Origin of the sequence: Anaerobacillus sp. 1_MG-2023 (assembly GCF_030547345.1) — a bacterium.
In the GTDB taxonomy this organism is placed as follows: domain Bacteria; phylum Bacillota; class Bacilli; order Bacillales; family Guptibacillaceae; genus Guptibacillus; species Guptibacillus hwajinpoensis_B.
In genome coordinates this window covers 152,543-174,548 of sequence record NZ_JAUORD010000009.1, presented here as the reverse complement: position 1 = coordinate 174,548, position 22,006 = coordinate 152,543, and the positions used below count along the sequence as shown (strand labels likewise).

Here is a 22,006-nt window from a genome sequence, read left to right as displayed (position 1 = left end):
TAAAATGAAATGATTGAAAATCTATTCAGGTAAAGGTGGGCTAGGAATGAACGGAGGCCTGATCAGTATTCAGGAATCAATCACTTCATTAAAACCTTCAGAACGAAAAGTAGCGGAATACATCATTCATTATCCGGAAGAAGTAATCAACCTTTCCATTCAGAAACTCTCCAAACGAACAGAAGTGAGTGAAGCGACAATTATCCGCCTTGCTCGAACGTTGAACTACAAAGGGTTTCAAGAATTGAAGCTTCGAATCGCGGGTGATCTTGCAACGAAGCAGACGAGCAAATCTTATCAAGAAATATCGATTGATGGGACGGTGGATTCGTTTATTGAAAATGTATCAAACAATAATATTCAATCGATTAATGATACAATTTCTGTTCTATCAAAAGAGGAAGTAGAGAAAGCAATCACTGTTTTAAGTCGTGCGAGGAAAATTGCGCTATATGGTATTGGAGCATCAGGATTAATTGCCCAGGATTTCAAACAAAAACTTTCTCGTATTAATCGCTGGTGTGAAGCTGCAGTCGATTATGATACACAAGGGACGATTAGCGCAAACCTCGGAGAAGCTGACGTCGTTTTCGGCATTTCTTATTCTGGCCAAACAAGAGACATTATTGAATCTCTGAAAATCGCAAAAGACAATGGTGCCACTGTGATTACCTTAACCAAATACGGTACAAATCCAGTTTCTGACCTCGCTGATATTAAGCTTTTCACAAGCTCTCTTGAAAAGAGCATTCGAAGTGGTGCGATGAGCTCACGTATTTCTCAACTGAACGTCATTGATATTTTGTATGTTGGCATGACCAGTCGAAACTACGATGAGAGCGTTGCTGCACTTGAGCGAACGCGAAAAGCAGTTGAGGTTGTGAAGAAGCATGTATGACTTTGATACTTACTTAAAAACATTAATTGACGAAAAGGAGCTCCCTGGCGCTGTTCTTCATGTTCAACATAAAGGGAGCACTGTTTTTCATCAAGCTTACGGTCGTTTTCAAGACAGGATACAACAATCTCACACCATGAATACCACAACGCTTTTTGATATAGCCTCCCTAACAAAAGTGGTGGCAACCCTTCCTTCTATCTTATGGCTGATCGACAACACGTCAGTTGAATTAAATCACACCATTCAAACCTACATCCCAGAATTGAACCATTCAGATATCACGATTCACCAAGCACTTACACATACAACAGGCTTACCTGCAGACATTAATCCGCCTGTTCAACGAGTCGATAATCGGTTGATTTTGCAAGAAGTTGTCAACGCAGATCTTATCCATCAACCAGGGAGCGTTGTGCAGTATAGTGATCTAGGCATGATTTTACTTGGAGAAGTAATAGAGCGTGTGAGCGGCGTGGATTTACCTACCTGCACGAATACTAAACTCTTCAAGCCATGGGGGTTAACGAAAACGATGTTCAATCCTCCGCAACACCGAGAAATCGCTTCAACAGAATGGCATAACGATCATTACGTTCAGGGGGAGGTGCATGACGAGAAAGCGCTCCACCTCGGCGGAGCAAGCGGAAGTGCAGGTGTATTTTCTACAGCTCAAGATGTCGGAAAATTCGGTCGATATTTCTTGTATCCAGAAATGCAGCAGGTGCTGTCACCGGAGACGATTAGGAATGCTAGAAAGCATGTGATACAAAATCGTGGGCTTGGCTTTGAGGTTTGGGACGGAGAAGGAAAGGCATTATCATGTGGAAGGAGGTGGTCAGAAGGAAGCTTCGGCCACACAGGGTTTACTGGTACTAGTTTATGGATTGATCCTAAAGAAGAGCTGATCGTCACTTTTTTAACGAATATCGTGCATTACGGAAGAAACCACAACATGAGACAGATTAGACTTCATCTTCATTCTTTGATTCATGACTCTTTTACTAATTAAATGAGGGGGAAATATTTTGGATAAAATGAAAGCGTTTACTTTTTCTGGTTTTCTAGCGTTGATTCTTGTTCTATCTGCGTGTAGCTCAGAAAGTGGTGGGAATTCGGGAGACTCTGAAGCAAGTGAAGATAGCGTTACGATAACGATCGGAAGCTGGAGAACAGAAGACAAAGCAAGCTATCAAAAAATGATTGATGCTTTTAATGAAGAAAATCCGGACATTAACGTGGAATTCAAGTCTTCAAAGAATACGGAGTATAACACGATCTTAAATACGGCCCTTCAAAGTGGGGAAGGTCCTGATATCATTCACCTTCGCCCTTATACACCGGGCATCGAGCTTGCGGATGCTGGATATCTTGAGCCGCTGGATGATCTGGAAGGACTAGATCAATATCCAGAGGAAACCCTTGCCGCTTCGAAAGGATCTGATGATAAGCAGTACGGTGTGCCGCTAAATATGAGCACGACGCAAATGTTCTACAACAAGAAAATGTTTGAAGAAATGGGTCTTGAAGAACCGCAAACATGGGAAGAGTTCATGACGCTAAATGAAAAAATAATGAAGGAAGGTACTACACCGATCGCTCTTGGAACAAAGGAAGGGTGGCTCTTATCATTATCGCATGGAATTATTGGTCCAGCTCACTATGGTGGTAATGAATTTGTTGATCAAATCACAGCTGGTGAGACGGATTTTACAAGTGATGAATTTCAAAGTTCGATTGACGCAATGGATGAACTGAAAGAATTTTTCCCTGAAAATTACGAAGGTCTTGGAATGGAAGATATTCGTACGATGTTCTTTACAGGTGATGCAGCGATGTTCCCACTTGGAAGCTGGGAAATTGAAGTGCTACGTGAAATGAATCCTGATCTTGAACTTGGCTTCTTCCCGATGCCGTCTGCTGTAGGAAAAGAACCTACGATTACAACTTGGGTAGATGGATCGTATGCAATCAATGCAAGCTCGGAGCATAAAGATGCCGCGAAGAAATTTCTTCAGTTTATGACAACAGAAGAGTTTGGCACGATGTTCACAGAAGAATTTAAAATGATCAGCGCAATCCCTGGTATTGAGTCGGAAGATGAACTTGTCAATGCGCTTGGAAAAGCAGCAGAAGAACAGTCAACACCGTACATGATGCTCGTTCATTTCGCTGGTGGAAATCCTTCCACAAAAGCGACGATCGAAACAGAGCTTCAGGGGATGTATCTTGGTGAACGTACACGAGAGGAAGTAGCAAAGACTATTCAAGAAAGCGCACAGTCCTGGTATGAGCCACTACAGTAATAAGGGGCGGAAAATATGAAACTAGCTACAAATTCAATCGTGAAAATCAAAAAAGAAAGGAACTGGAAAAGGTGGACCATCCACCTTTTCCCGATTCCTGCCCTGATTATATATGGGCTTTTCATCGTTTATCCTTTGTTTGCCGCCTTAACCTACAGCTTTTTTGATTGGAAAGGAATTGTACGTGGGGAGTTCGTTGGGCTGAAAAATTTTAAAGATCTGTTTACGCTGGAGCCTTTTTCGGGACTATTTTGGGGTGCGTTTGGCCATAACATTCTTTATTTTGTACTACAGATGATTTTCCAGAACGGCCTTGCTTTTGTACTTGCCTATATTATTTATAAAAAAGTGAAGGGATCGGAATTTCTTAAAATTGCTTATTTCCTGCCGCGACTTCTATCCGTCATCGTTGTCGGTTTTCTCTGGAAGCTGATTCTAAATCCAAACTACGGTGCACTGAATGTGATACTTGAAAAGCTCGGTTTGGAACAGTTTCAAAAAGCGTGGCTTGGTGATCCAGATACAGCTTTGATTTCTATTATTCTCGTTAACTGCTGGTATGGTATTGGGTTCGGTGTCCTTATTTTTCTTGCCGGTCTTCAGTCGATCCCGAAGGAACTGTTCGAAGCAGGTAAGCTTGATGGCGCAGATGGTTTGTCGATGATACGTAAAATCGTGCTTCCGTTAATGGTTCCTTCGTTCATGATTATGACGGTCCTCACATTTATTCAGTCATTTGAAGCGTTTGAACTCGTCTACGCGATGCAGGGATCGCAGGGAGAACCTTACCATTCTACTGATACGCTTGCGATTTACTTTTATCGTCTCGCATTCGGAGGTTCTGCAGGAGGATCGACAACGGCAGTCGGATTAGGATCAGCACTTGCGGTTGTGCTCTTTCTCTTTATCTCATTCTTTACCGCACTCTATTTACGCTATATGCAGAAAAAACAAGTGGACATGTAAGGAGGCGATACTATGAACCATACGATTTGGACGAGACCGTTTTACTATGTATTTGCTTTTCTCATCGCATCCATTAGCATCTATCCGATTCTATTAATGATCCTTTCTTCCTTTAAAACAAGCGCGGAGATTTTCACAAGTCCACTCTCATTCCCGAAGACGTTCACGCTTGATACGTATCGGAACTTACTAGAGATCATACCGTTTACAACGTATTTCATGAATAGCGTGTTTGTGAGCGTTGTTTCTGTTCTATTAATTTTGATTACCTCGTCACTTGCCGCCTTCTATATCGCACGCTTCACGTTTGTATGGAATAACATCATCTTCTTTTTCTTTCTGATGGGAATGATGCTTCCGATCAAACTAGGCATCGTGCCGCTGTTTATTTTAATGAAAGATCTCAACTTACTAAACTCGCTCTGGTCACTGATCTTTATGTATATTGCCACGGGAATTCCACTGTCGATTTTGATTTTGACAGGATTCTTCCGAACAATGCCTCGTGAACTAGAAGAAGCGGCCCGTATTGATGGAGCGGGAAACCTTCGTATTTTATGGAGTGTTGTGCTACCACTGATGCGACCGGCGCTTGGAACTGTGATGATCATCCAATTTATCCAGGCCTGGAACGATTTTTTCTTCCCACTTATTTTTATTACCGATGACATGAAAAAGACAATCCCAGTGGGCATGCTTTCCTTATTTGGCGAATACTCTGCAGATTGGGGAGCCCTTTTTGCCGGTCTGACCCTTGCGTCACTTCCGATGATTGTCCTCTTCTTCATCGCATCAAAACAATTTATGGAAGGACTTACTCAAGGTGCAATCAAATAAGCGATTCTACATTGGCATAGACGGCGGAGGAACGAAAACTCTGGGATTATTGTGCAATCAAAACGGAGTGATTTTAGCTAAAAGTACGGCTGGTTCGACAAATCTAAAATCTCGTGCAGAACAAGAGGTGCGATCTGCCATTCATCACGTGATTATGGAATTAACGTCGGGGTTAAAAGATGGAAAGCTTGCAGGAATCTTTGTTTCAACAGCGGGTGGTGATCGAGAAGAGGATCAGAAGCGCTGGGAAAGATGGCTGAGAGAGAGGCTTCCGAGTTTTGAAGGGATTCTCAAAGTTAAGAACGATGCTTACGGTGCACTTGCAAGCGGTACATTTTCGATGGAAGGGACCGTTCTCATTGCCGGTACTGGTTCGATTTCCTATTCGATCGATGCAAATGGTTCCCGTCGTGTGGGAGGCTGGGGCTATTTGTTTGGCGATGAAGGAAGCGGCTACGATATTGGGCGGAAGGCGCTCCGGAAAGTTGCGATGATGCATGATGGAAGAATGATGTTGGATGAAGCTTTTTGTAGTAACATCCTTTCCTTCTTACAAGTAAACGGTGCGCCTGAAATGATTACGGCGATTTATGAGGATTCCTATGCGCGTATGAAAGTCGCTTCTGTTGCTGAGAAGGTCATCAAGCTTGCAGAGCGACAAAATCAAACGGCGTTGAAGATCGTTCAGAGAGCTTTTGAGAGTTTGAGTGAATTAGTTCGTGCCATCGAGATTAGGGGCAGTCAATTAGTGATTTGCGGAGGGTTAATGCAATCCTCCTTCTTTCGAAATGGGTTTCTTGAAGAAATGAAAACAAGAGGGGTAAGCGATGTGTATTATCCTAACTTATCTCCAGCTGTAGGGGCATGTATTTGTGCGCTACTTTGTTGTGGTGTACCGCTCACAGAGGAACGGAAAGCAAATCTGATGTCGTCTCATCACGTAATGGACGGCTAAACTAGGGGAGAGATGACGTTGACAGACGTGAATGAGATGAAGACAGAAATGCGTAATGCAAAATCGGAACATCTGCACCAATTTTCAACGCTTGAAATAATCGAGCTGATGAACGAAGAGGATGGGAGCGTAGCCGGAATTGTGAAAACCGCCCTCCCCGAGATTGAGAAAGTGGTTGATCAAGTTGTTGCTGTGATGAAAAAAGGCGGAAAGCTCTTTTATTTTGGAGCTGGTACGAGCGGGCGTCTCGGCGTGTTAGATGCTTCTGAGTGCCCGCCGACATTTGGTGTTGCGGCTGACCTAGTGAATGGCGTAATTGCTGGAGGAGACCGAGCGCTCAGGTATCCAATCGAGGGGGCGGAAGATAGTAGAGAAACGGGGGCAGAGGATGTAAGGAAGCATGTTGGTGCACATGATTTGGTAATCGGGATTGCTTCAAGCGGAAGAACCCCTTATGTGCTTGGCGCAATCGGAGAAGCGAATAAAATGGGTGTAGTGACAGCAGGGATTTCGTGTAATACAGGTGCGTCGCTTTCAAAAATGGTTACATACCCGATTGAATTACCAGTAGGTCCCGAAGTGGTGACAGGTTCAACTCGACTAAAAGCAGGAACAGCACAGAAGATGGTGTTAAATATGATTACGACAGCCTCGATGATCAAGCTTGGGAAGGTCTATCGTAATTTAATGGTGAACGTTCAAGCATCGAATGAAAAGCTACGGAAGCGAACAGTTTCAATTATTCGGGAGTTAACGAGAGTGAGTGAAGAAGAAGCTGCACGCTACAGTGAACAGGCAGAAGGTGATGCGAGGGTAGCGGTGCTGATGATTTTGCGAAAAGTGGATGCTGATCGAGCAAGGCGACTGCTTAAGGAGAAGGATGGGGATTTTGTGGCTGCGATGGAGGGGTGAAGATAGGTAAGGGGGCAGGTGCGTTACCGGTGACGTACCTGACCCCTATTAAATACATCTGTTTTCTCAACAAAGACACATCGCATTCTTTCTATTAAAACAGCCCCTGCGGAGTTACCGCAGGGGCTGTAAATATTTATTACATCATTAAGTCCGCTGGTGAGTCATCAAAGTAGAGCCAGTGAAAATATTCTACTTCCGCATCAGACATTCTCAGAACTTCTTCTCTGTTCATTGTCGTTTTGTCGCACAAAAGATCAATAAATTGGTTTCGTGCTTGCTGGCTCATTGTAAATCCTCCCTGTATTTTAAGCGGCATTCCCTGTTTCGTAACCGCTTTCAATTTGTTAATTTTATTATACATCTCACAATGAGATGATTCAAATACCAAAATGAGATATATTGCAGGGAACCGATGTGAAATTGCTATGAAAGTGAGCGGAAGTTCAATGAATAAGAGTTATGAAGGGAATGTATGTTCTTATTTTGTTGGTTTTAATTGAAAAAAATGTGTATTTTGGTTGTTTCCTCCTTTTTAACAAACTTGATGAAGTGATCTTTACTTTAGAAGGGATGGTTAGAATCAGAATTAGAGATGGATTTAGAAGGAGATTTGCCCGCTCTGCAGGAGTTTTTTCCTATTCAATGGAAGTAGAGAAGATGTAGAAAGGGAGTGTGGATGATGGAAATTGGAAGTGACAAGAAACAAAAGAATGTGGAAGAAAGCCTTTATGATTTCACTTTTGTTGGTGATCCCCAACTTTCACCTGATGGGAGCTACGTTGTTTATGTAAAGAAAGTGATAAATGAGGACAAAGAATATACTTCAAATTTAGTCATAGTAAATCGCGATACTGGAATTGAGCATGATTGGACATATGCTTCTGGGGAGAAAAAAGATCACTCTCCGCGCTGGTCGCCTGATGGGAAGACGATTGCTTTCGTTTCGAATCGATCAGGAGAAAATCAAATATGGCTTATCTCAACTGATGGTGGCGAAGCGCGACAACTATCTGATTTAAAAAGTGGTGTTTCCGCTCCTGTTTGGAAACCCGATGGTTCTTCGCTACTTGTTTTAAGTAAGGATACAAAAGAGAAAGAAGAAGGACGTAAGCCTCTCGTTGTGACTGACTTACAGTATAAAGCAGACGGGAGTGGTTTTCTTGACAATAACTTTTTGCAAGTTGTCTTGATCGAGGTAACCTCAGGTGAAAAGAGAATAGAATGGCTTACAGATGCACCATTTAATCATTCTAGCCCTAACTGGTCACCGGATGGACAATCCATTGTATATGTGAGAGATCGATGTGAAGAACAGGGGTCCTACATGCGAGCCGACATCTTTATTCAGGGTCTGAATGAAGGATCAGAGCCTGAGCAGTTAAATCGTGAAGGTGGGAGTTTTAGCACACCGAATTGGTCACTAGATGGGAAGAAGCTTTCATTCATTGGCCATAATTTTGAGCATGAAGGAGCTACGTTAAATAAAATCTGGACTGTTGATATAGCGAAAAAAGAGTTTACTTGTTTAACAGAGGATGTGGATTTAGAGTGTTCGGATGTATTGATTTCAGATATGCACTGGGGAGGCGCTTCTCCTGGTGCGATGTGGAGCCAAAATGGAGATGGACTCTATTTTCTTGCTAGTAAAGAAGGAAACACTGGTGTTTATTTTGTCGGAGAAGATTGCACGGTTCGACAAATAACGGGTGGTGACAGGCACCATTACGCATTTCACTACTTGCCAGGCGCGAAAGAAGCGGCTATTGCGATTAGTGATCCACTTAACATTGGCGATATTTATACGCTTACGTTTCATGGAGATCGAGTAAATGAACAGTGTTTGTCTCAATCAAATGCTGATGTTCTCGAAAGCTTGGATCTCTCCAAACCAGAAATGTTTACATACGCTGGGAAAGACGGTTTGGAGATTCAGGGCTGGCTCATGAAGCCAAAGGATTTTAAGGAAGATCAGGGACATCCCCTTATTCTTGAAATTCACGGTGGACCGCATATGATGTATGGTAATTCATTTATGCACGAATTTCAGCTTCTTGCAGCAAAAGGATATGTTGTCCTTTATACGAATCCACGTGGTAGTCAGGGTTATGGACAAGAGTTTGTAAATGGCTGCCGAGGAGATTATGGTGGGGGTGATTATGAGGATTTGATGGCGGGTGTTGATGTCGCGTTGGACAAGTATTCCTTTATTGATGAAGCTCAACTTTTCGTGACGGGAGGCAGCTACGGTGGCTTTATGACGAACTGGATTGTTGGGAAAACCGATCGATTTAAAGCAGCGGTTACCCAGCGCTCCATTTCGAATTGGCAAAGTTTCTATGGTGTTAGTGACATCGGATACTTTTTCACAAAGTGGGAAGTTGGAAGTGATTTAGATGAAAACCCTGCTAAGCTATGGCATCATTCACCGCTTAAGTATGTGGACCAAATCGAAACCCCACTTTTAATTCTTCATAGCGAAAATGATTATAGGTGCCCTATTGAGCAAGGAGAGCAGTTATATGTGGCTTTAAAGCATCGTGGGAAGGAAACGATGTTTGTAAGATTCCCAGATTCTGATCATAATTTATCAAGAAGCGGTCATCCAGAACTACGAGTGGAACGACTTAAGCATCTAGGAAACTGGTTCGACAATTACCTAGAAGGAAGGCAATAAGAAATCTTTCGACAAATATCGGGCGGTGACAGGCACTTTTTGAGATCTTCCCTTGACGCCCTTCGAGAAAGATACTATACTATTGAAAATAGTTAAATAATATTGAAAACTCTTATCAAGAGTGGCAGAGGGACTGGCCCTGTGACGCCCAGCAACCATCTCAGTTCGTGAGAAAGGTGCTAATTCCAGCAAACGAGCAATCGTTTGAAAGATGAGAGAGAGTTCAGCACTGCTGATAATGATGAAATGATACTACTCTCTCTGTACTTTACAGAGGGAGTTTTTTTATTGGGAGGGGATTTTAGCAGGTCGAAGTACTTTTTCGCTTTTATGTTTTAGTGCTAAAACGCTTTACATTACTATATGAATTTTAAAGGAGATTGAGAAATGAAGAAATCATTGTATCTATTTGGTGCACTTATTTTAGTCTTTTTGGCAGGTTGTTCAGGGAATGAGGCTTCTGGGGGTTCAGAAGATGACCCACTGAAGGTAGGGGTAACGGCTGGTCCGCATGAAGATGTGATGAATAAGGTGAAGGAACTCGCAGCGGAAGACGGATTTGAGATTGAAGTGATTGCGTTTAATGATTATGTGATGCCAAATACAGCCCTTGATGAAGGAGAATTGGATGCGAACGTATTTCAGCACGAACCTTATTTGAATGATTATGTAAAAGAAAGAGGACTCGATCTTTCCAAGGTAGCAACTACGATTACTTTTCCAATGGGAATTTATTCTGACAAATATAAGAGTCTTGATGAATTGCAAGAAGGCGACAAAGTTGGCTTACCTAACCATTCAACAGGCGAACCGAGAGCGCTAATGTTGTTTGAGCAAGCTGGCATTATTGAGTTGAAAGATGGCGTTGGTGTTAAAGCAACGATCAAAGACATTGAGAAGAATCCTTACAATCTCGAGTTTGTTCCATTAGAAGCTTCACAAATTCCAAGACAGCTCGGTGAGCTTGCGATTGCAGCAATTAATACGAACTTTGCAATGGAAAGTGGACGCGTACCGAAAGAAGATTCGCTTGAAATGGAACCAGAAGATTCCCCATGGGTGAACGTGATTGCAACACAAACAGAGAACAAAGATGATGAACGTATTCAAAAGCTAGTGAACTACTATCAATCAGATGAAGTGAAGCAATTTATCCAGGACGAATTTAACGGTTCTGTAGTTGCATCCTGGTAATTCGAAAGAGGAGTGAGCACGATGATTCGATTAGAAAATATAACGAAAACGTATAAAAGCGGTGAGAGGATTACGAAGGCGGTTGATGATGTTTCCATAGAAGTTGAGAAAGGAAGCATCTATGGCGTCATCGGTTATAGTGGTGCAGGAAAGAGCACGCTTGTCCGAATGGTGAATCTTCTGGAGCGACCGACAGATGGAAAGGTATTTATCAATGACATTGAGCTCACTTCTTTGTCTACTGGAAAGCTTCAAAAAACAAGACAGCGTATTGGGATGATTTTTCAGTCTTTTAATTTGTTGAAAACAGGCACCGTGTATCAAAACATTGCCATCCCGCTGAAGCTTACGGGCCTTCGTAAAAAAGAGATTGAAGCGCGAGTTGATAAATATTTAGGTATCGTTGGGTTATCAGATAAGCGGGATGCTTATCCTTCCCAGCTATCAGGTGGTCAGAAGCAGCGTGTGGCGATTGCCCGTGCGCTTGCTCATGAACCTGAAGTGCTTTTATGCGATGAGGCAACGAGTGCCCTTGACCCAGATACGACAGAATCAATCCTATCTTTATTGGAACAAATCAATCGTGATTTTGGAATCACGATTTTACTCATTACGCATGAAATGCATGTTGTCCAGAAAATATGTCATGAAGTGGCTGTGATGGAGAACGGGAAGGTGATTGAACAGGGGCGAGTGATCGATATCTTTAGTAAGCCTACTACAACGACGGCCAAACGATTTGTTCAGTCGTTATTTCAGGATGAGCTTCCAGAGTCGCTTGTGTCGCGATTGAAAGAGCGTGGTCAGATCGTGAATCTATCATTTATTGGGGAGAAATCAGGTAGTCCCGCTCTTGCGCTTGTTAGTAAGAAGTTCGACGTGTACCCGTCCATTTTAGCAGGGAACATTACACAACTGAAGGATCAGCCTTTTGGTAGGCTAGTCGTTCATTTAGATGGGGAAGCGGAAGAGACGGCTCGGGCCGTTGCCTTTTTAGAGGAAAGTGGTGTCGTAGTAGAAGGCTATGTTCAGGAGGTGGAAGCTCATGTCAGCTAAGGTATCGGAGTTTATTGATCTTTGGGGTGCAGACATTTGGAACGCGATTATTGAAACATTTCAAATGGTTGGGATCTCACTACTGATTTCAGTGTTGATTGGCCTCCCGCTTGGTGTGCTACTTGTTTTAACTAGACCTGAAAAAGCATTAGAAAATAAAGTTCTTTTCCGTATATTAAATGCGGCTATAAACGTGATCAGGTCGATTCCATTTATCATTTTACTGTTTTTCATCTTACCTTTTACAAAAATGATTGCAGGTACAACTATTGGAGTAAAAGGTGTGATTGTGCCGCTCGTTGTCTTTACGGCGCCGTATATCGCAAGGTTGATGGAGTCTGCTCTTCTTGAGGTCGATCGTGGAGTAGTAGAAGCCTATGAAGCAATGGGGGTAAAAACGAGACACATTATCTGGCATGTTCTTGTAAGGGAGTCTCGTTCATCGATCGTTCTTGGATTAACGATTGCGACAATTGGACTGATTGGGGCAACGGCAATGGCTGGGCTCGTTGGAGCAGGTGGACTTGGTGATCTCGCTTATCGATACGGTCATTTGCGATATGAAGTCGATGTGATGTACGTTACGGTATTTCTCCTTATTGTCCTTGTTCAGGGACTCCAATCGTTCGGGAATGTTCTCTCCGCTCGTTTGAAGAAGGATTAAGTTAAAGGAGGTTGACTGGTGATGACAGTATCTGCTGAGCCTTTTCCTGTTCAGTTTGAGCGGCTTGAAGAAGTTGCGAAACAAAAGATGGCTAAGGAAGTTTTTGATTATGCACAAAGTGGAGCAGGAGCAGAGGAAACGCTTCGGACAAATCGCAAGGCGTTTGAGAAGTGGAAAATCGTTCCTCGTTTTTTAAGCGACGTATCTACCCTTTCGACGAAAGTACTTTTGAATGGATGCGAATACGATGCCCCAATTATGTTAGCGCCAATCGGAATGCAGGGCATTGTTCACGAAGAGGGGGAACTTGCTACAGCTCGAGCCGCTGCAAAGGAAAATCTCCCTTTTCTTTCAAGTACGGTTTCGTCTTATTCAATGGAAGAGATTGCTTCGGAAAGTAATGGACCGAGATGGTTTCAATTGTATTATCCGAATGATCCAGCGCTCGCTAAAAGTCTTGTCGAGCGAGCGGAGAAGGCAGGGTATTCTGCGATTGTGATTACTATTGATACGGTAATGCTTGGCTATCGTGAGAGGGATCGAGAAAATCGGTATTCTCCATTTCTGCTCGGTAAGGGCATCGCAAATTATGAAGCTGATCCAGTGTTCTGTGAACGAATGAGCTTAATAGACAACGCAACCTTTTTAGATGAAATGAAGAAGGTATTTTACAAACCATCTCTTAGTTGGGATAACATCGCGTATTTACAGAAGATCACGTCACTTCCGATTTACTTAAAAGGAATTGTGAGTGCAGAAGATGCGAGGACAGCTGCTGATTATGGCATCGAAGGAATCGTCGTTTCTAATCATGGTGGGCGACAGCTTGATGGATGTATTGCTTCGCTGGATGCACTTCCTTCTATTAAAAAAGAAGTAGGAAATGAGCTAACGATTTTATTTGATAGTGGCATTAGGCGTGGATCTGACATTGTCAAAGTACTTGCGCTCGGTGCAGATGCTGTATTAATTGGTCGTCCTTATCTTTATGGACTTGCTGTAGATGGCGAAACGGGTGTACGACAAGTTATTCAACAGTTAAAGGAAGATCTTTTTATTTCATTGTCATTAGCAGGTGTGTCTTCAATAAATGAACTTCATGATCAGTTTGTTCATCAGATTTAGGAGGAAGAAAAGATGGAATCAATTCAGGTAAGAGCAACGCCAGGACATTATGAGTGTCGATCAGGTATCCTTCAAGAATTACCACGGTTACTTCAAGAAGGGCAGTTCCAAAAAGTATTTGTGATTTCTGGCCATCAATCGTGGGCAGCGGCTCAAGATTATTTCCCGGATCTATCTGCCTTTCATGTAGCTTATTCTACGTACAGTGGTGAATGTTCAGAAACTGAAATTGCAAGGCAATCAGAATTAGCCAAAATTCACGGTGCCGATTTGATACTTGGGGTAGGCGGCGGAAAAGTTCTGGATGTAGCGAAAGCGGTTGGTAATGAAGTGAACAAAGATGTGGCTCTTGTGCCAACTCTTGCGTCTACTTGTGCTGCAACGACGCCGCTTAGTGTGAAGTATTCAGATGAGGGAGAATTTATTACGTATACTATTTTTCCAAGAAGTACATATCTTGTTCTTGTAGAACCTGAAATTCTTGTGCAGGCACCAATCGCTTATTTGAAAGCGGGGATTGGTGATACGCTGGCCAAATGGTATGAAGCGAGAGCACTCATTGAGGAACTGCCTTCGACGCCAATCCCAGTAAAACTAGCGTATGAAGTAGCAAGAAGCTGCCGTGATGTCCTTGTGGCAGATGGTGAAAAAGCGGTTAAGGATCAACAGAAGGGTCGTTTGAGTGATGCGTTTATTCGGGTGATTGAAACAAATCTTTTATCAGGAGGGATGGTAGGAGGTCTTGGAGATCGCTATGGTCGGATTGCAGCGGCACACTCCATTCATAACGGATTAACACATGTATCTGAAGCTCATTCGTTTCTTCACGGTGAGAAAGTAGCTTATGGCATACTTGTGCAACTTGTACTAGAAGGTGAGTGGGAAGAGGTGAGAGGTTTATTTGCCTATTATAAAGAAATTGGTTTGCCCCTCTCGTTAGAGTCAATTGGCATTGAACCAACAAATGTGGAGAGCATAGGTCAAGTCATCGCAGAATACGCTACGAGAGATGGGGAGTCTATTCATTTCCCTTCAGGTCATGTGACGAAAAATGATGTAGTTGAAGCGATTCTTGGTTTAGAAGCATTACAAGTTACATTAAGCTGATTAGAGGCATATCTAGCGAGAAAAAAGTCCCCTGGAAGTTACGATTCAACGTCCAGGGGGCTAAATATGATAGATGGATTTTGCGAGCAGATCAAGATGGCGGTTGCGATGTTCCTTCCATTGACATTGTTGGCCAGCACCAGGCTGAAAATAGTTCTTGATCAGTAATAAAATCATTGAAATGTTCCCCCTCTGATTCAACGAATGTATTATTTAGCGCCTATTAATAATTTCCTGTTCAAGAACGTAAATGTTCTCCATGTCCAGCACCTCCTTGTGTCTCTCTTTCTTTGTTAATTACAGTCTACGCCGTATGCGTATCAAATAAACCAGTCACCAGTTCGGTTTTCAACTCATCCTTAAGATGGAGATTTCATAAGCCTTTTCCTCCATTCGACAAATAGCGGGAAGTGACAGGCACCAGCGCTTGACAGTGCCACAAATTGGTAGTATTTTAGATTAATGCCGACTAAACTTATAAGGATTATAAAGTTTTGGTTTTATAGAGAAAATAAAAGGGGGAAATAGCGTGGATACATTTTTAGTCATTGTGAATATTGCCATTTTACTTGTTCTTATTGGTGTTTTAATTAAGATGCAGCAGAAGCATGTGTCTTTTAGTAAACGTGTGTTTGCTGGTTTAGGATTTGGGGTTGTGTTAGGTGTTTACTTGCAAGCTGTCTTCGGAGCTAGCTCAGAGATTGTGAGTCAAACATCAGATTGGTATAGCATTGTAGGGAGCGGATATGTACGCCTTCTAATGATGATCGTGATACCACTTGTTATGGTTTCGATCATTCAATCGATTACGAATCTTGAGAAGACTTCAGAGCTTGGCAAAATGTCAGGGTGGATTATTGGAATTCTTGTATCAACCGCAATGGTTGCAGCGATCGTTGGTGTAGGTAGCTCGCTCGTCTTTGATTTAAATGCAGAGCAAATTGAGGCAGGGCAAGCGGAACAGGATCGTGGAAGCTATCTAGAAGAAACGCTTGGTAGTGTGAAAGATATGAGTACGCCAGACAAAATTCTTGCGTTTATTCCTGCAAATCCGTTTGAAGATATGACAGGAGCTCGCCCGACCTCAACGATTGCCGTTGTTATATTCTCAGCTATTGTCGGAATCGCGGCACTAGGTGTACGTCGTAAAAATCCAGAGCAAGCAGCCGTCTTCACGAAAGGTGTGAACGCTGTCTATGCGATCGTTATGAGAATCGTCACACTAGTTCTTCGGTTAACTCCATTCGGGATTATGGGCTTGATGGCAACTACCGTCGCTCAAACGAACGTAGGCGGTATTCTCGAACTCGGGAAATTCGTTCTTGCATCCTATTTAGCACTGCTTGTGATGTTTATCATTCATTTGATTTTGGTTGCGACAGGTGGATTAAATCCACTAACATATTTGAAGAAGGTATTACCTGTTCTTACGTTTGCCTTCACTTCTCGTTCAAGTGCAGGGACAATTCCTTTGAATATTTCCGCTCAGAAAAATAGCCTTGGTGTTGATGAAGGAACAGCGAACATGTCTGCATCCTTTGGTGCAACGATTGGCCAAAATGGTTGCGCTGGTATTTATCCAGCGATGCTCGCAGTTATGATTGCGCCAACGGTAGGTATTGATCCGCTCAGTCCTGGATTTTTAATCCAACTTGTCTTAATCGTTGGTATTAGTTCGTTTGGTGTGGCTGGAGTCGGAGGCGGAGCGACATTTGCTGCGTTAATCGTTCTTTCTTCTATGAACCTACCCGTTTACTTAGCCGGTCTTCTCATTTCTGTTGAGCCACTCATTGATATGGGGCGGACGGCGTTAAATGTGAATGGTGCGATGACTTCAGGTACACTAACATCACGAATTCTTGGCAAGTTGAACCACGATAAGTTCAATGATTCAAATGCTGTTGAAAAAGATATTGCCGTTTAACTAACGGATGAAGCCCGCTTTCCAAAGAAGGCGGGCTTTTTTTATGAGAAGAATAACTCGATTGACATAGTGCATCGTCAAAACCCAGTCAGCTTGTTGTTAGGAATTTTTCCATGTGAAGGAAGTGCAACCATCACCGTCGAAAAAGATAAAGGTACAAACGGTCAGGGGGAGAAGCGTATGTATGCGATCAGATTACTCATCGTGGTTTTGATAATGTTGATGGCCGCTTCATGTTCGTCTAAGGCTACTACCGTTCATCATGAAAAAACAGATACCGTTCATTTAGTTCCTGAAGGGTTTGAGGGGAAATTGATCGTGATTTACAACGTGGAAGGCGCTCCAAAATTAAAACAAGAAAAAGGCTTTACGGTTATTCCCTATAGCGAAGACGGTATGTATTTAACTTCAACGGAAGATATGAAATACGGGGCAGTAACGGATGAATTCTATTATGTGGATCAAAAAGACAAGCGTACTGAAATTGATACAAGCTGTACGTATTTGTTCCCAAATAGCGGGATCACTATAGAAGATCGCCGCCTCCTTTATAATGCTTTTTATTTAACACAGTCACACTGTAGTGAAGATTTTCATGGTAAAGGTCCTGAAAATGAAGGGAATCGAAACATTTTCGCTAGCGTAGAGGAGAAGTTAAAGAAAGAGGGGGTTTTAGAATAAGGTTCTTTAAATCGAGACATATCGAGGGTTCAAGTTCTTCGCAAGAAAGTAAACCGCACTCTTGAACAGCATAAAAAATGACGGCGCTAAAGGGCCGTCATTTTTTATGCTGTTCTTTCCCAAATACGCTCGACCTTCATTAACTCTTCTCCTTGAAAGGTGAGGCAATACACATCAGGCATATCGAGATTCTCCCAAAAGTGTCTATCGTACTGATTATCGAAATGACTCATCAGGAGAACCATTAAATTCCCGTGAGTACCGATCACTACGCTTTTTCCTTTGTAGGTTTTAAGTACGTTTTGAAGAGCGCTCACTCCTCGGCTACGAGCGAATTCGTTGGATTCACCACCAAGGTAGCTAAACGTTTCATCTTGCCAAACAGCCTTGATTGCGGATTGGAAATCCTCAACAGGTTGCCCGGCGAGTGTTCGCTCTTTAAATGCTTCTATAACTTGAATGTCTATCAAGTGATGTTTTGCGATGCCTTCAACTGTATGAATCGCTCGATTATAAGGGCTAGAAAGCACAACATCAATTTGTTTTTCTTTCATTAGATGTGTAAGGCTCTTTTCATCCCTGTTACCTTTAGGTGATAATCCTCGTCCGTATTCATCAGGTGTATAAGAAGAATGAGCATGGCGTACAAGATAAATTTTTGTTTCATCCATTCATCGCTTCACCTCTTTAAAGGATTGGGGGGTCAGGTGCGGACCTGCCCCCCCCCCCCCAATCCTCCATTATTTCCTCTCAAGCATAATACGCGTTAGCTGCGTGCGGTTCTTTACACCAGTTTTCTCATAAATTCGACTTAAATGTTTTTTGATAGTCACTTCGCTTAAGGAGAGTTCAGCAGCAAGATTAGCATTTGAGTATCCTTGGATGACGAGTGTAACAACCTCTTCTTCACGCGGGGTAAATTGAAATGGATGGTGCGGTGTTTCCGTTAGATTTACGCCGAGCGTCTGTGCGAATGTTTCAAGGTACTGGGAAAGACGAGCGTTTCTTAAATCAAGTTCATAAGTCTTGGAAGGTCGGCCAGGACCATAGTCAAAATGCATTGCTTCGTGTACTTCGCTGAAACGGAACTGTTCTAATAAATCTTGATAAAAAGGAAGTGGTGTCGATGCAACGAGAATTCCTTCAGTTAGAACAAGAGGCAGAAGATGATACAAAAGTGCCTGGCGATCTTCCATTTGGTTCACATTTTTTACACCGAGGTATCGAATGACCCATCCTGCTGGCTTATCTTGAGACAAAATACGTTTTTCATCTGCAGAAGACAGCCTCTTAAAATAACTTCTTGTAACAGGGCTTTGCTGTAGCTTCTTAAGCGTGCTGGACTGGATTGGAATAAGAAAAGCAATTCCAATAACTTTTCCACCACGGTGACGTAGCAGTTTCACATGCTGAATCCCTACAGACTCAATCATTTCCTTCGTTATATAAGCGGAATCTTTATCACCGCTCTTTGGAGCACGTTGATAAAAAACCTTGGTACTTCGATCATTAACGAACGAGGCTTCCCCGGCGTCATTCATCGTGGAATGGCTTTTCAAATAAGGAAGGACCTCGTCCCAATCGTCTGAGCTAGCAGAAGTCATGCTATAGGTAGAGAGCGTGTCGTGATCAAATAAAGAAGCACGCATCATTGGTTCACCAAGTAAGTAGAAGAATTCGCTGATTTCGGTGGAATCCATGACACGGTCGTGCTTAAAAAAGGATCGACAATAGAGCAGGGCACGTTTCCATAATTGATAATAATACGTGGGTTTTCTTCTACGTAGATCGTCTCTCATTGCCCGTTGAAAAAGAGTGTTGAGCTGCCATCCTGACTCTGTTTCTTCAAAAAAGGAAAGGGATACGAGTGCTTCAAAATCTTTTCGCGAGATCGTTTGATCCAGCATTACTTCAAGTTTTTCCTGTTGAATGTAGTGACCAATCGACGCCACTTCTATGTAGGGAAGGAGGAGATCATCTTCAAGTTCACTTAGCCATTCTTGGACGACGGTTCTATAAATTTTCTGCTCATCCTTCTCATTCCATTCCTGCGTCTCGTTTAGTTTCTGAACGCAAAGTGATAATGCATAGGGATTACCACTTGAAAATTGCCAGGCTAACTTAGTGAGCTCTGGTTTTAAAGTGCGAAAGGCAGAATCATACTGTCCGATGCTGAAACCTTTTAATTCAATGGAAGTAATGAAAGGATACCAGATCGATGCCCTCCAGGATTCCCTGAGCTTTTTGCGCCCGCAAAAAATGAGAATGCTTGAAGAGGGAAGAGATGGAAGGAAAGATTGCCTGAACCATTCGTCTAATTTTTCAAAGCGTTCATATGAGTCAATGGCTATGACGAAACGAATTCCTTGTTGTTCAAGATGTTGGATGTGCATATTAATTGCTTCAAGAGGCGAAATGTATAGGTTAGATGCTCCCATTTGCGCCAATAGTAATTGAAGAAAAGCGGATGGTTCAGCCTTTGAATACTGAGCGTTTACAAGGTAGAAAACAATATCTCTGTCTGACGCTTCCTTTTGATAATGCGTCATTAGCTCACTTTTTCCTGTCCCGGGCTGTCCATATACGGATAGAATGCTGCTCCCGTTTTCATCTAGCAAACGAGAAAATACGGTTAACTCTTTTTCTCTCGTAATATTAAACGGAAAAGCCTTCGACTGAATTTGTTCTTGATTGGGGTTATCTGGAAGGTTCATCCTTATCACACTCCACTGAAAAAGTACTCGATTTTTGTCTAAGTAGTATACTTTCGTATACTACCCTCTAATTCCTGCTTTTGATAAAATTAATTTATACAATATTCAGAATTTACAAAATAAGGGAGGTGTCGCAGTGGAAACAGGGAATAACCCTGAAAAAATGGGCCAAACCCCTCGCAAAACATCGAGTGGTATGGAGGAAAATGTCGCAGGACTGTTGACCTATGTGCTGGGGTTCGTGACTGGTATTATTTTCTTGTTGATTGAAAAGGAAAACAAGTTTGTGCGTTTTCATGCCATGCAGTCGATCGTTGTGTTCGGAACATTATTTGTCGCAAGTCTTGTTATGAATGTGATTCCAATTATAGGATCGCTTGTCTCTCTTCTTATATTGCCACCCCTAAGCTTAATTGTTTGGATCGTCTTAATGGTAAAAGCTTATCAGGGAAAGATGTATAAGCTACCGGTTGTTGGCGAATTTGCAGAGACACAGCTAGAGAAAATCAAATAATAAAAACCGCATTCCTCTATCATGGGAGGAGTGCGGTTTTTATCTTACTTATTTATTTTTTTGTTGTGAGTTCTTGATCCACAACTTGTTTTAAATAGTTCATCACATCTTTTTGAAGGTCTGGACGATTAAGGGCAAAATCAACTGTTGCTTTTATAAATCCAAATTTATCACCAACGTCATAACGTTGACCTTCGAACTCATGAGCAAAGACTGCTTGCTGCTCATTTAGCACCTTGATCGCATCTGTAAGCTGAATTTCTCCGCCTGCTCCTTTAGGTAGGTTCTCAAGAATAGAGAAGATTTCAGGTGTTAAGATGTAGCGTCCAAGAATGGCATAATTAGAAGGTGCCTCTTCAAGGGATGGTTTCTCAACGAGTGACTTAATTGGAATAATGCCGTTGTCAATTTGTTCTCCCTTAGGAGAGATGATTCCGTATTTAGAAACAGCATCGTCAGCCACTTGTTGAACACCTACGATTGAAGTGCGATAACGATTGTAGCTATCCATTAGCTGGCCGATACATGGTTGATCTGATTTTACAATGTCATCACCAAGGAGAACAGCGAAAGGTTCATTGCCGATAAAACGGCTAGCACAATTAATGGCATGACCAAGCCCTTTAGGTTCTTTTTGGCGAATGTAGTGAATGTTAGCGAGATTAGAAATTTGTTGTACTTCTTTTAACATCTTGTCTTTTTGCTTCTTGATTAGCGTTTCCTCAAGCTCATATGATTTATCGAAATGATCTTCAATAGCACGCTTTCCGCGACCGCTAACGATGATAATGTCTTCAATTCCAGCAGCGACAGCCTCTTCTACAATATATTGAATCGTTGGCTTGTCCACGATTGGTAACATTTCTTTTGGCTGTGCCTTAGTTGCTGGTAAGAACCTTGTTCCAAGACCAGCGGCAGGTATAATCGCCTTTCTAACTCTCATGTTGAATCCTCCCAGTAACTAATTGTTTTCAAAATCCCAATAAGTGCTTACTAATATTAACATATATCATGACTATTTTCCTGCATTTTCATAATGAAGAGACATGACGAAAGGAAGACTTCACTCGAATTAAACTAAAATCGAGAATCAACAATAATGCTAACATAGCTTTACAAATAAGAAGCCATTCTTCATTGTCGTTCGCTTCCATAACAGATTTTTCGACAGCGATAGTCGGTATCCTTCTCATTTGGGTAATGTTATGATAAAGCATAACGAAATAACGCTTTTTTTGTGTTTATTGGGTCTTGTTTGCTTTTATTGCCCTTTGCTTCTCATATCTTCATTGTTTTTAATGACATCTAAAAGGGTAATGAAGGTTAACTATGTATAAGTCTGTTTAAGTATAAAATGGATCATTTTTTCAATGATAGAATCTCCTATTCCCATAGCAATCAAAAAGTATGTGTCGGATTTAGATTGCATAGGTCACTAAAGTACGTGATTCTAACTAAGCATCCATTTATTACAAG

The 22,006-nt window shown here is 42.2% G+C and carries 20 protein-coding genes and 1 riboswitch; of the genes, 16 read left to right on the top strand and 4 right to left on the bottom strand.

Going from position 1 to position 22,006, the window contains the following annotated elements; all coding sequences use genetic code 11:
* Window positions 1-46 precede the first annotated feature (46 nt).
* Genes Q4550_RS15700 through murQ form a run of 7 tightly spaced genes read left to right on the top strand, consistent with a single transcriptional unit; the run spans window position 47 to window position 6,874 of the window.
* The gene (locus Q4550_RS15700; protein WP_283153521.1) at window positions 47-898 is read left to right on the top strand and encodes a MurR/RpiR family transcriptional regulator; all 852 of its coding nucleotides are present in this window, start codon (window positions 47-49) and stop codon (window positions 896-898) included.
* On the top strand, window positions 891-1,910 hold the full coding sequence (locus tag Q4550_RS15695) for a serine hydrolase domain-containing protein (protein ID WP_303534320.1): 1,020 nt from the start codon (window positions 891-893) through the stop codon (window positions 1,908-1,910). The genes Q4550_RS15700 and Q4550_RS15695 overlap by 8 nt, the downstream gene beginning before the upstream one ends.
* A 25-nt stretch (window positions 1,911-1,935) precedes the next feature.
* The gene (locus Q4550_RS15690; protein ID WP_303534362.1) at window positions 1,936-3,204 is read left to right on the top strand and encodes an ABC transporter substrate-binding protein; all 1,269 of its coding nucleotides are present in this window, start codon (window positions 1,936-1,938) and stop codon (window positions 3,202-3,204) included.
* A gap of 15 nt (window positions 3,205-3,219) precedes the next feature.
* The gene (locus tag Q4550_RS15685; protein WP_226615407.1) at window positions 3,220-4,170 is read left to right on the top strand and encodes a carbohydrate ABC transporter permease; all 951 of its coding nucleotides are present in this window, start codon (window positions 3,220-3,222) and stop codon (window positions 4,168-4,170) included.
* A 12-nt stretch (window positions 4,171-4,182) separates the two neighbouring features.
* Entirely contained in the window at window positions 4,183-5,007 is an 825-nt protein-coding gene (locus tag Q4550_RS15680) for a carbohydrate ABC transporter permease (protein ID WP_303534315.1), read from the top strand.
* Window positions 4,994-5,962 (top strand): N-acetylglucosamine kinase, encoded by a 969-nt coding sequence (locus Q4550_RS15675; protein ID WP_303534312.1) that lies wholly within the window; start codon window positions 4,994-4,996, stop codon window positions 5,960-5,962. Before Q4550_RS15680 ends, Q4550_RS15675 begins: the two co-directional genes overlap by 14 nt.
* 12 nt (window positions 5,963-5,974) lie before the next feature.
* Window positions 5,975-6,874 carry an N-acetylmuramic acid 6-phosphate etherase gene (gene murQ / locus Q4550_RS15670; protein ID WP_303534308.1) on the top strand — a complete coding sequence of 300 codons (900 nt, stop codon included), beginning with the start codon at window positions 5,975-5,977 and terminating at the stop codon, window positions 6,872-6,874.
* A 139-nt stretch (window positions 6,875-7,013) separates the two neighbouring features.
* On the opposite strand, the gene Q4550_RS15665 is transcribed toward murQ, so the two are convergent.
* Window positions 7,014-7,163 (bottom strand): BH0509 family protein, encoded by a 150-nt coding sequence (locus Q4550_RS15665; protein WP_159785356.1) that lies wholly within the window; start codon window positions 7,161-7,163, stop codon window positions 7,014-7,016.
* A gap of 393 nt (window positions 7,164-7,556) precedes the next feature.
* On the opposite strand from Q4550_RS15665, the gene Q4550_RS15660 reads away from it, so the two are divergent.
* From Q4550_RS15660 to Q4550_RS15625, 8 genes are all read left to right on the top strand, one after another.
* Window positions 7,557-9,551, top strand: a complete 1,995-nt coding sequence (locus Q4550_RS15660; protein ID WP_303534303.1) for a S9 family peptidase — start codon at window positions 7,557-7,559, stop codon at window positions 9,549-9,551.
* 109 nt (window positions 9,552-9,660) lie between these two features.
* Window positions 9,661-9,769: riboswitch (SAM riboswitch) on the top strand.
* A gap of 169 nt (window positions 9,770-9,938) precedes the next feature.
* Complete coding sequence (locus tag Q4550_RS15655; RefSeq protein WP_303534300.1) at window positions 9,939-10,745, top strand: MetQ/NlpA family ABC transporter substrate-binding protein; 807 nt, start codon at window positions 9,939-9,941, stop codon at window positions 10,743-10,745.
* Between the two features lie 21 nt (window positions 10,746-10,766).
* Window positions 10,767-11,801, top strand: a complete 1,035-nt coding sequence (locus tag Q4550_RS15650) for a methionine ABC transporter ATP-binding protein (RefSeq protein WP_303534298.1) — start codon at window positions 10,767-10,769, stop codon at window positions 11,799-11,801.
* Entirely contained in the window at window positions 11,791-12,465 is a 675-nt protein-coding gene (locus Q4550_RS15645) for a methionine ABC transporter permease (RefSeq protein WP_194218643.1), read from the top strand. Before Q4550_RS15650 ends, Q4550_RS15645 begins: the two co-directional genes overlap by 11 nt.
* A gap of 21 nt (window positions 12,466-12,486) precedes the next feature.
* A complete protein-coding gene (locus Q4550_RS15640; RefSeq protein ID WP_303534359.1) occupies window positions 12,487-13,590 on the top strand; it encodes an alpha-hydroxy-acid oxidizing protein in 1,104 nt (367 codons plus the stop codon).
* Window positions 13,591-13,602: 12 nt separating this feature from the next.
* A complete protein-coding gene (locus tag Q4550_RS15635) occupies window positions 13,603-14,697 on the top strand; it encodes an iron-containing alcohol dehydrogenase family protein (protein WP_303534294.1) in 1,095 nt (364 codons plus the stop codon).
* Window positions 14,698-15,226: 529 nt separating this feature from the next.
* Entirely contained in the window at window positions 15,227-16,621 is a 1,395-nt protein-coding gene (locus tag Q4550_RS15630; protein ID WP_194218645.1) for an L-cystine transporter, read from the top strand.
* A 180-nt stretch (window positions 16,622-16,801) separates the two neighbouring features.
* On the top strand, window positions 16,802-17,302 hold the full coding sequence (locus Q4550_RS15625; protein WP_303534291.1) for a DUF6843 domain-containing protein: 501 nt from the start codon (window positions 16,802-16,804) through the stop codon (window positions 17,300-17,302).
* A 104-nt stretch (window positions 17,303-17,406) separates the two neighbouring features.
* On the opposite strand, the gene Q4550_RS15620 is transcribed toward Q4550_RS15625, so the two are convergent.
* A complete protein-coding gene (locus tag Q4550_RS15620; protein ID WP_303534287.1) occupies window positions 17,407-17,973 on the bottom strand; it encodes a histidine phosphatase family protein in 567 nt (188 codons plus the stop codon).
* Between the two features lie 69 nt (window positions 17,974-18,042).
* Window positions 18,043-20,016, bottom strand: coding sequence for a LuxR C-terminal-related transcriptional regulator (locus Q4550_RS15615; RefSeq protein WP_303534284.1), 1,974 nt, complete (start codon window positions 20,014-20,016; stop codon window positions 18,043-18,045).
* Between the two features lie 136 nt (window positions 20,017-20,152).
* Between Q4550_RS15615 and Q4550_RS15610 the strand changes: the two genes are divergently transcribed.
* The gene (locus Q4550_RS15610; protein WP_303534282.1) at window positions 20,153-20,530 is read left to right on the top strand and encodes a DUF4870 domain-containing protein; all 378 of its coding nucleotides are present in this window, start codon (window positions 20,153-20,155) and stop codon (window positions 20,528-20,530) included.
* Window positions 20,531-20,582: 52 nt separating this feature from the next.
* Here Q4550_RS15610 and galU read toward each other — a convergent pair whose 3' ends face one another.
* Complete coding sequence (gene galU / locus Q4550_RS15605; protein ID WP_303534280.1) at window positions 20,583-21,473, bottom strand: UTP--glucose-1-phosphate uridylyltransferase GalU; 891 nt, start codon at window positions 21,471-21,473, stop codon at window positions 20,583-20,585.
* Window positions 21,474-22,006 lie beyond the last annotated feature (533 nt).

What these genes read in the sequence shown, in the direction of transcription:
- galU (WP_303534280.1), bottom strand. Translation starts at nt 21,473, where the DNA reads ATGAGAGTTAGAAAGGCGATTATACCTGCCGCTGGTCTTGGAACAAGG.
- Q4550_RS15665 (WP_159785356.1), bottom strand. Translation starts at nt 7,163, where the DNA reads ATGAGCCAGCAAGCACGAAACCAATTTATTGATCTTTTGTGCGACAAA.
- Q4550_RS15645 (WP_194218643.1), top strand. Translation starts at nt 11,791, where the DNA reads ATGTCAGCTAAGGTATCGGAGTTTATTGATCTTTGGGGTGCAGACATT.
- Q4550_RS15650 (WP_303534298.1), top strand. Translation starts at nt 10,767, where the DNA reads ATGATTCGATTAGAAAATATAACGAAAACGTATAAAAGCGGTGAGAGG.
- Q4550_RS15635 (WP_303534294.1), top strand. Translation starts at nt 13,603, where the DNA reads ATGGAATCAATTCAGGTAAGAGCAACGCCAGGACATTATGAGTGTCGA.
- Q4550_RS15625 (WP_303534291.1), top strand. Translation starts at nt 16,802, where the DNA reads ATGTATGCGATCAGATTACTCATCGTGGTTTTGATAATGTTGATGGCC.
- Q4550_RS15660 (WP_303534303.1), top strand. Translation starts at nt 7,557, where the DNA reads ATGGAAATTGGAAGTGACAAGAAACAAAAGAATGTGGAAGAAAGCCTT.
- Q4550_RS15685 (WP_226615407.1), top strand. Translation starts at nt 3,220, where the DNA reads ATGAAACTAGCTACAAATTCAATCGTGAAAATCAAAAAAGAAAGGAAC.
- murQ (WP_303534308.1), top strand. Translation starts at nt 5,975, where the DNA reads ATGACGTTGACAGACGTGAATGAGATGAAGACAGAAATGCGTAATGCA.
- Q4550_RS15680 (WP_303534315.1), top strand. Translation starts at nt 4,183, where the DNA reads ATGAACCATACGATTTGGACGAGACCGTTTTACTATGTATTTGCTTTT.
- Q4550_RS15620 (WP_303534287.1), bottom strand. Translation starts at nt 17,973, where the DNA reads ATGGATGAAACAAAAATTTATCTTGTACGCCATGCTCATTCTTCTTAT.
- Q4550_RS15690 (WP_303534362.1), top strand. Translation starts at nt 1,936, where the DNA reads ATGAAAGCGTTTACTTTTTCTGGTTTTCTAGCGTTGATTCTTGTTCTA.
- Q4550_RS15655 (WP_303534300.1), top strand. Translation starts at nt 9,939, where the DNA reads ATGAAGAAATCATTGTATCTATTTGGTGCACTTATTTTAGTCTTTTTG.
- Q4550_RS15700 (WP_283153521.1), top strand. Translation starts at nt 47, where the DNA reads ATGAACGGAGGCCTGATCAGTATTCAGGAATCAATCACTTCATTAAAA.
- Q4550_RS15640 (WP_303534359.1), top strand. Translation starts at nt 12,487, where the DNA reads ATGACAGTATCTGCTGAGCCTTTTCCTGTTCAGTTTGAGCGGCTTGAA.
- Q4550_RS15695 (WP_303534320.1), top strand. Translation starts at nt 891, where the DNA reads ATGTATGACTTTGATACTTACTTAAAAACATTAATTGACGAAAAGGAG.
- Q4550_RS15615 (WP_303534284.1), bottom strand. Translation starts at nt 20,016, where the DNA reads ATGAACCTTCCAGATAACCCCAATCAAGAACAAATTCAGTCGAAGGCT.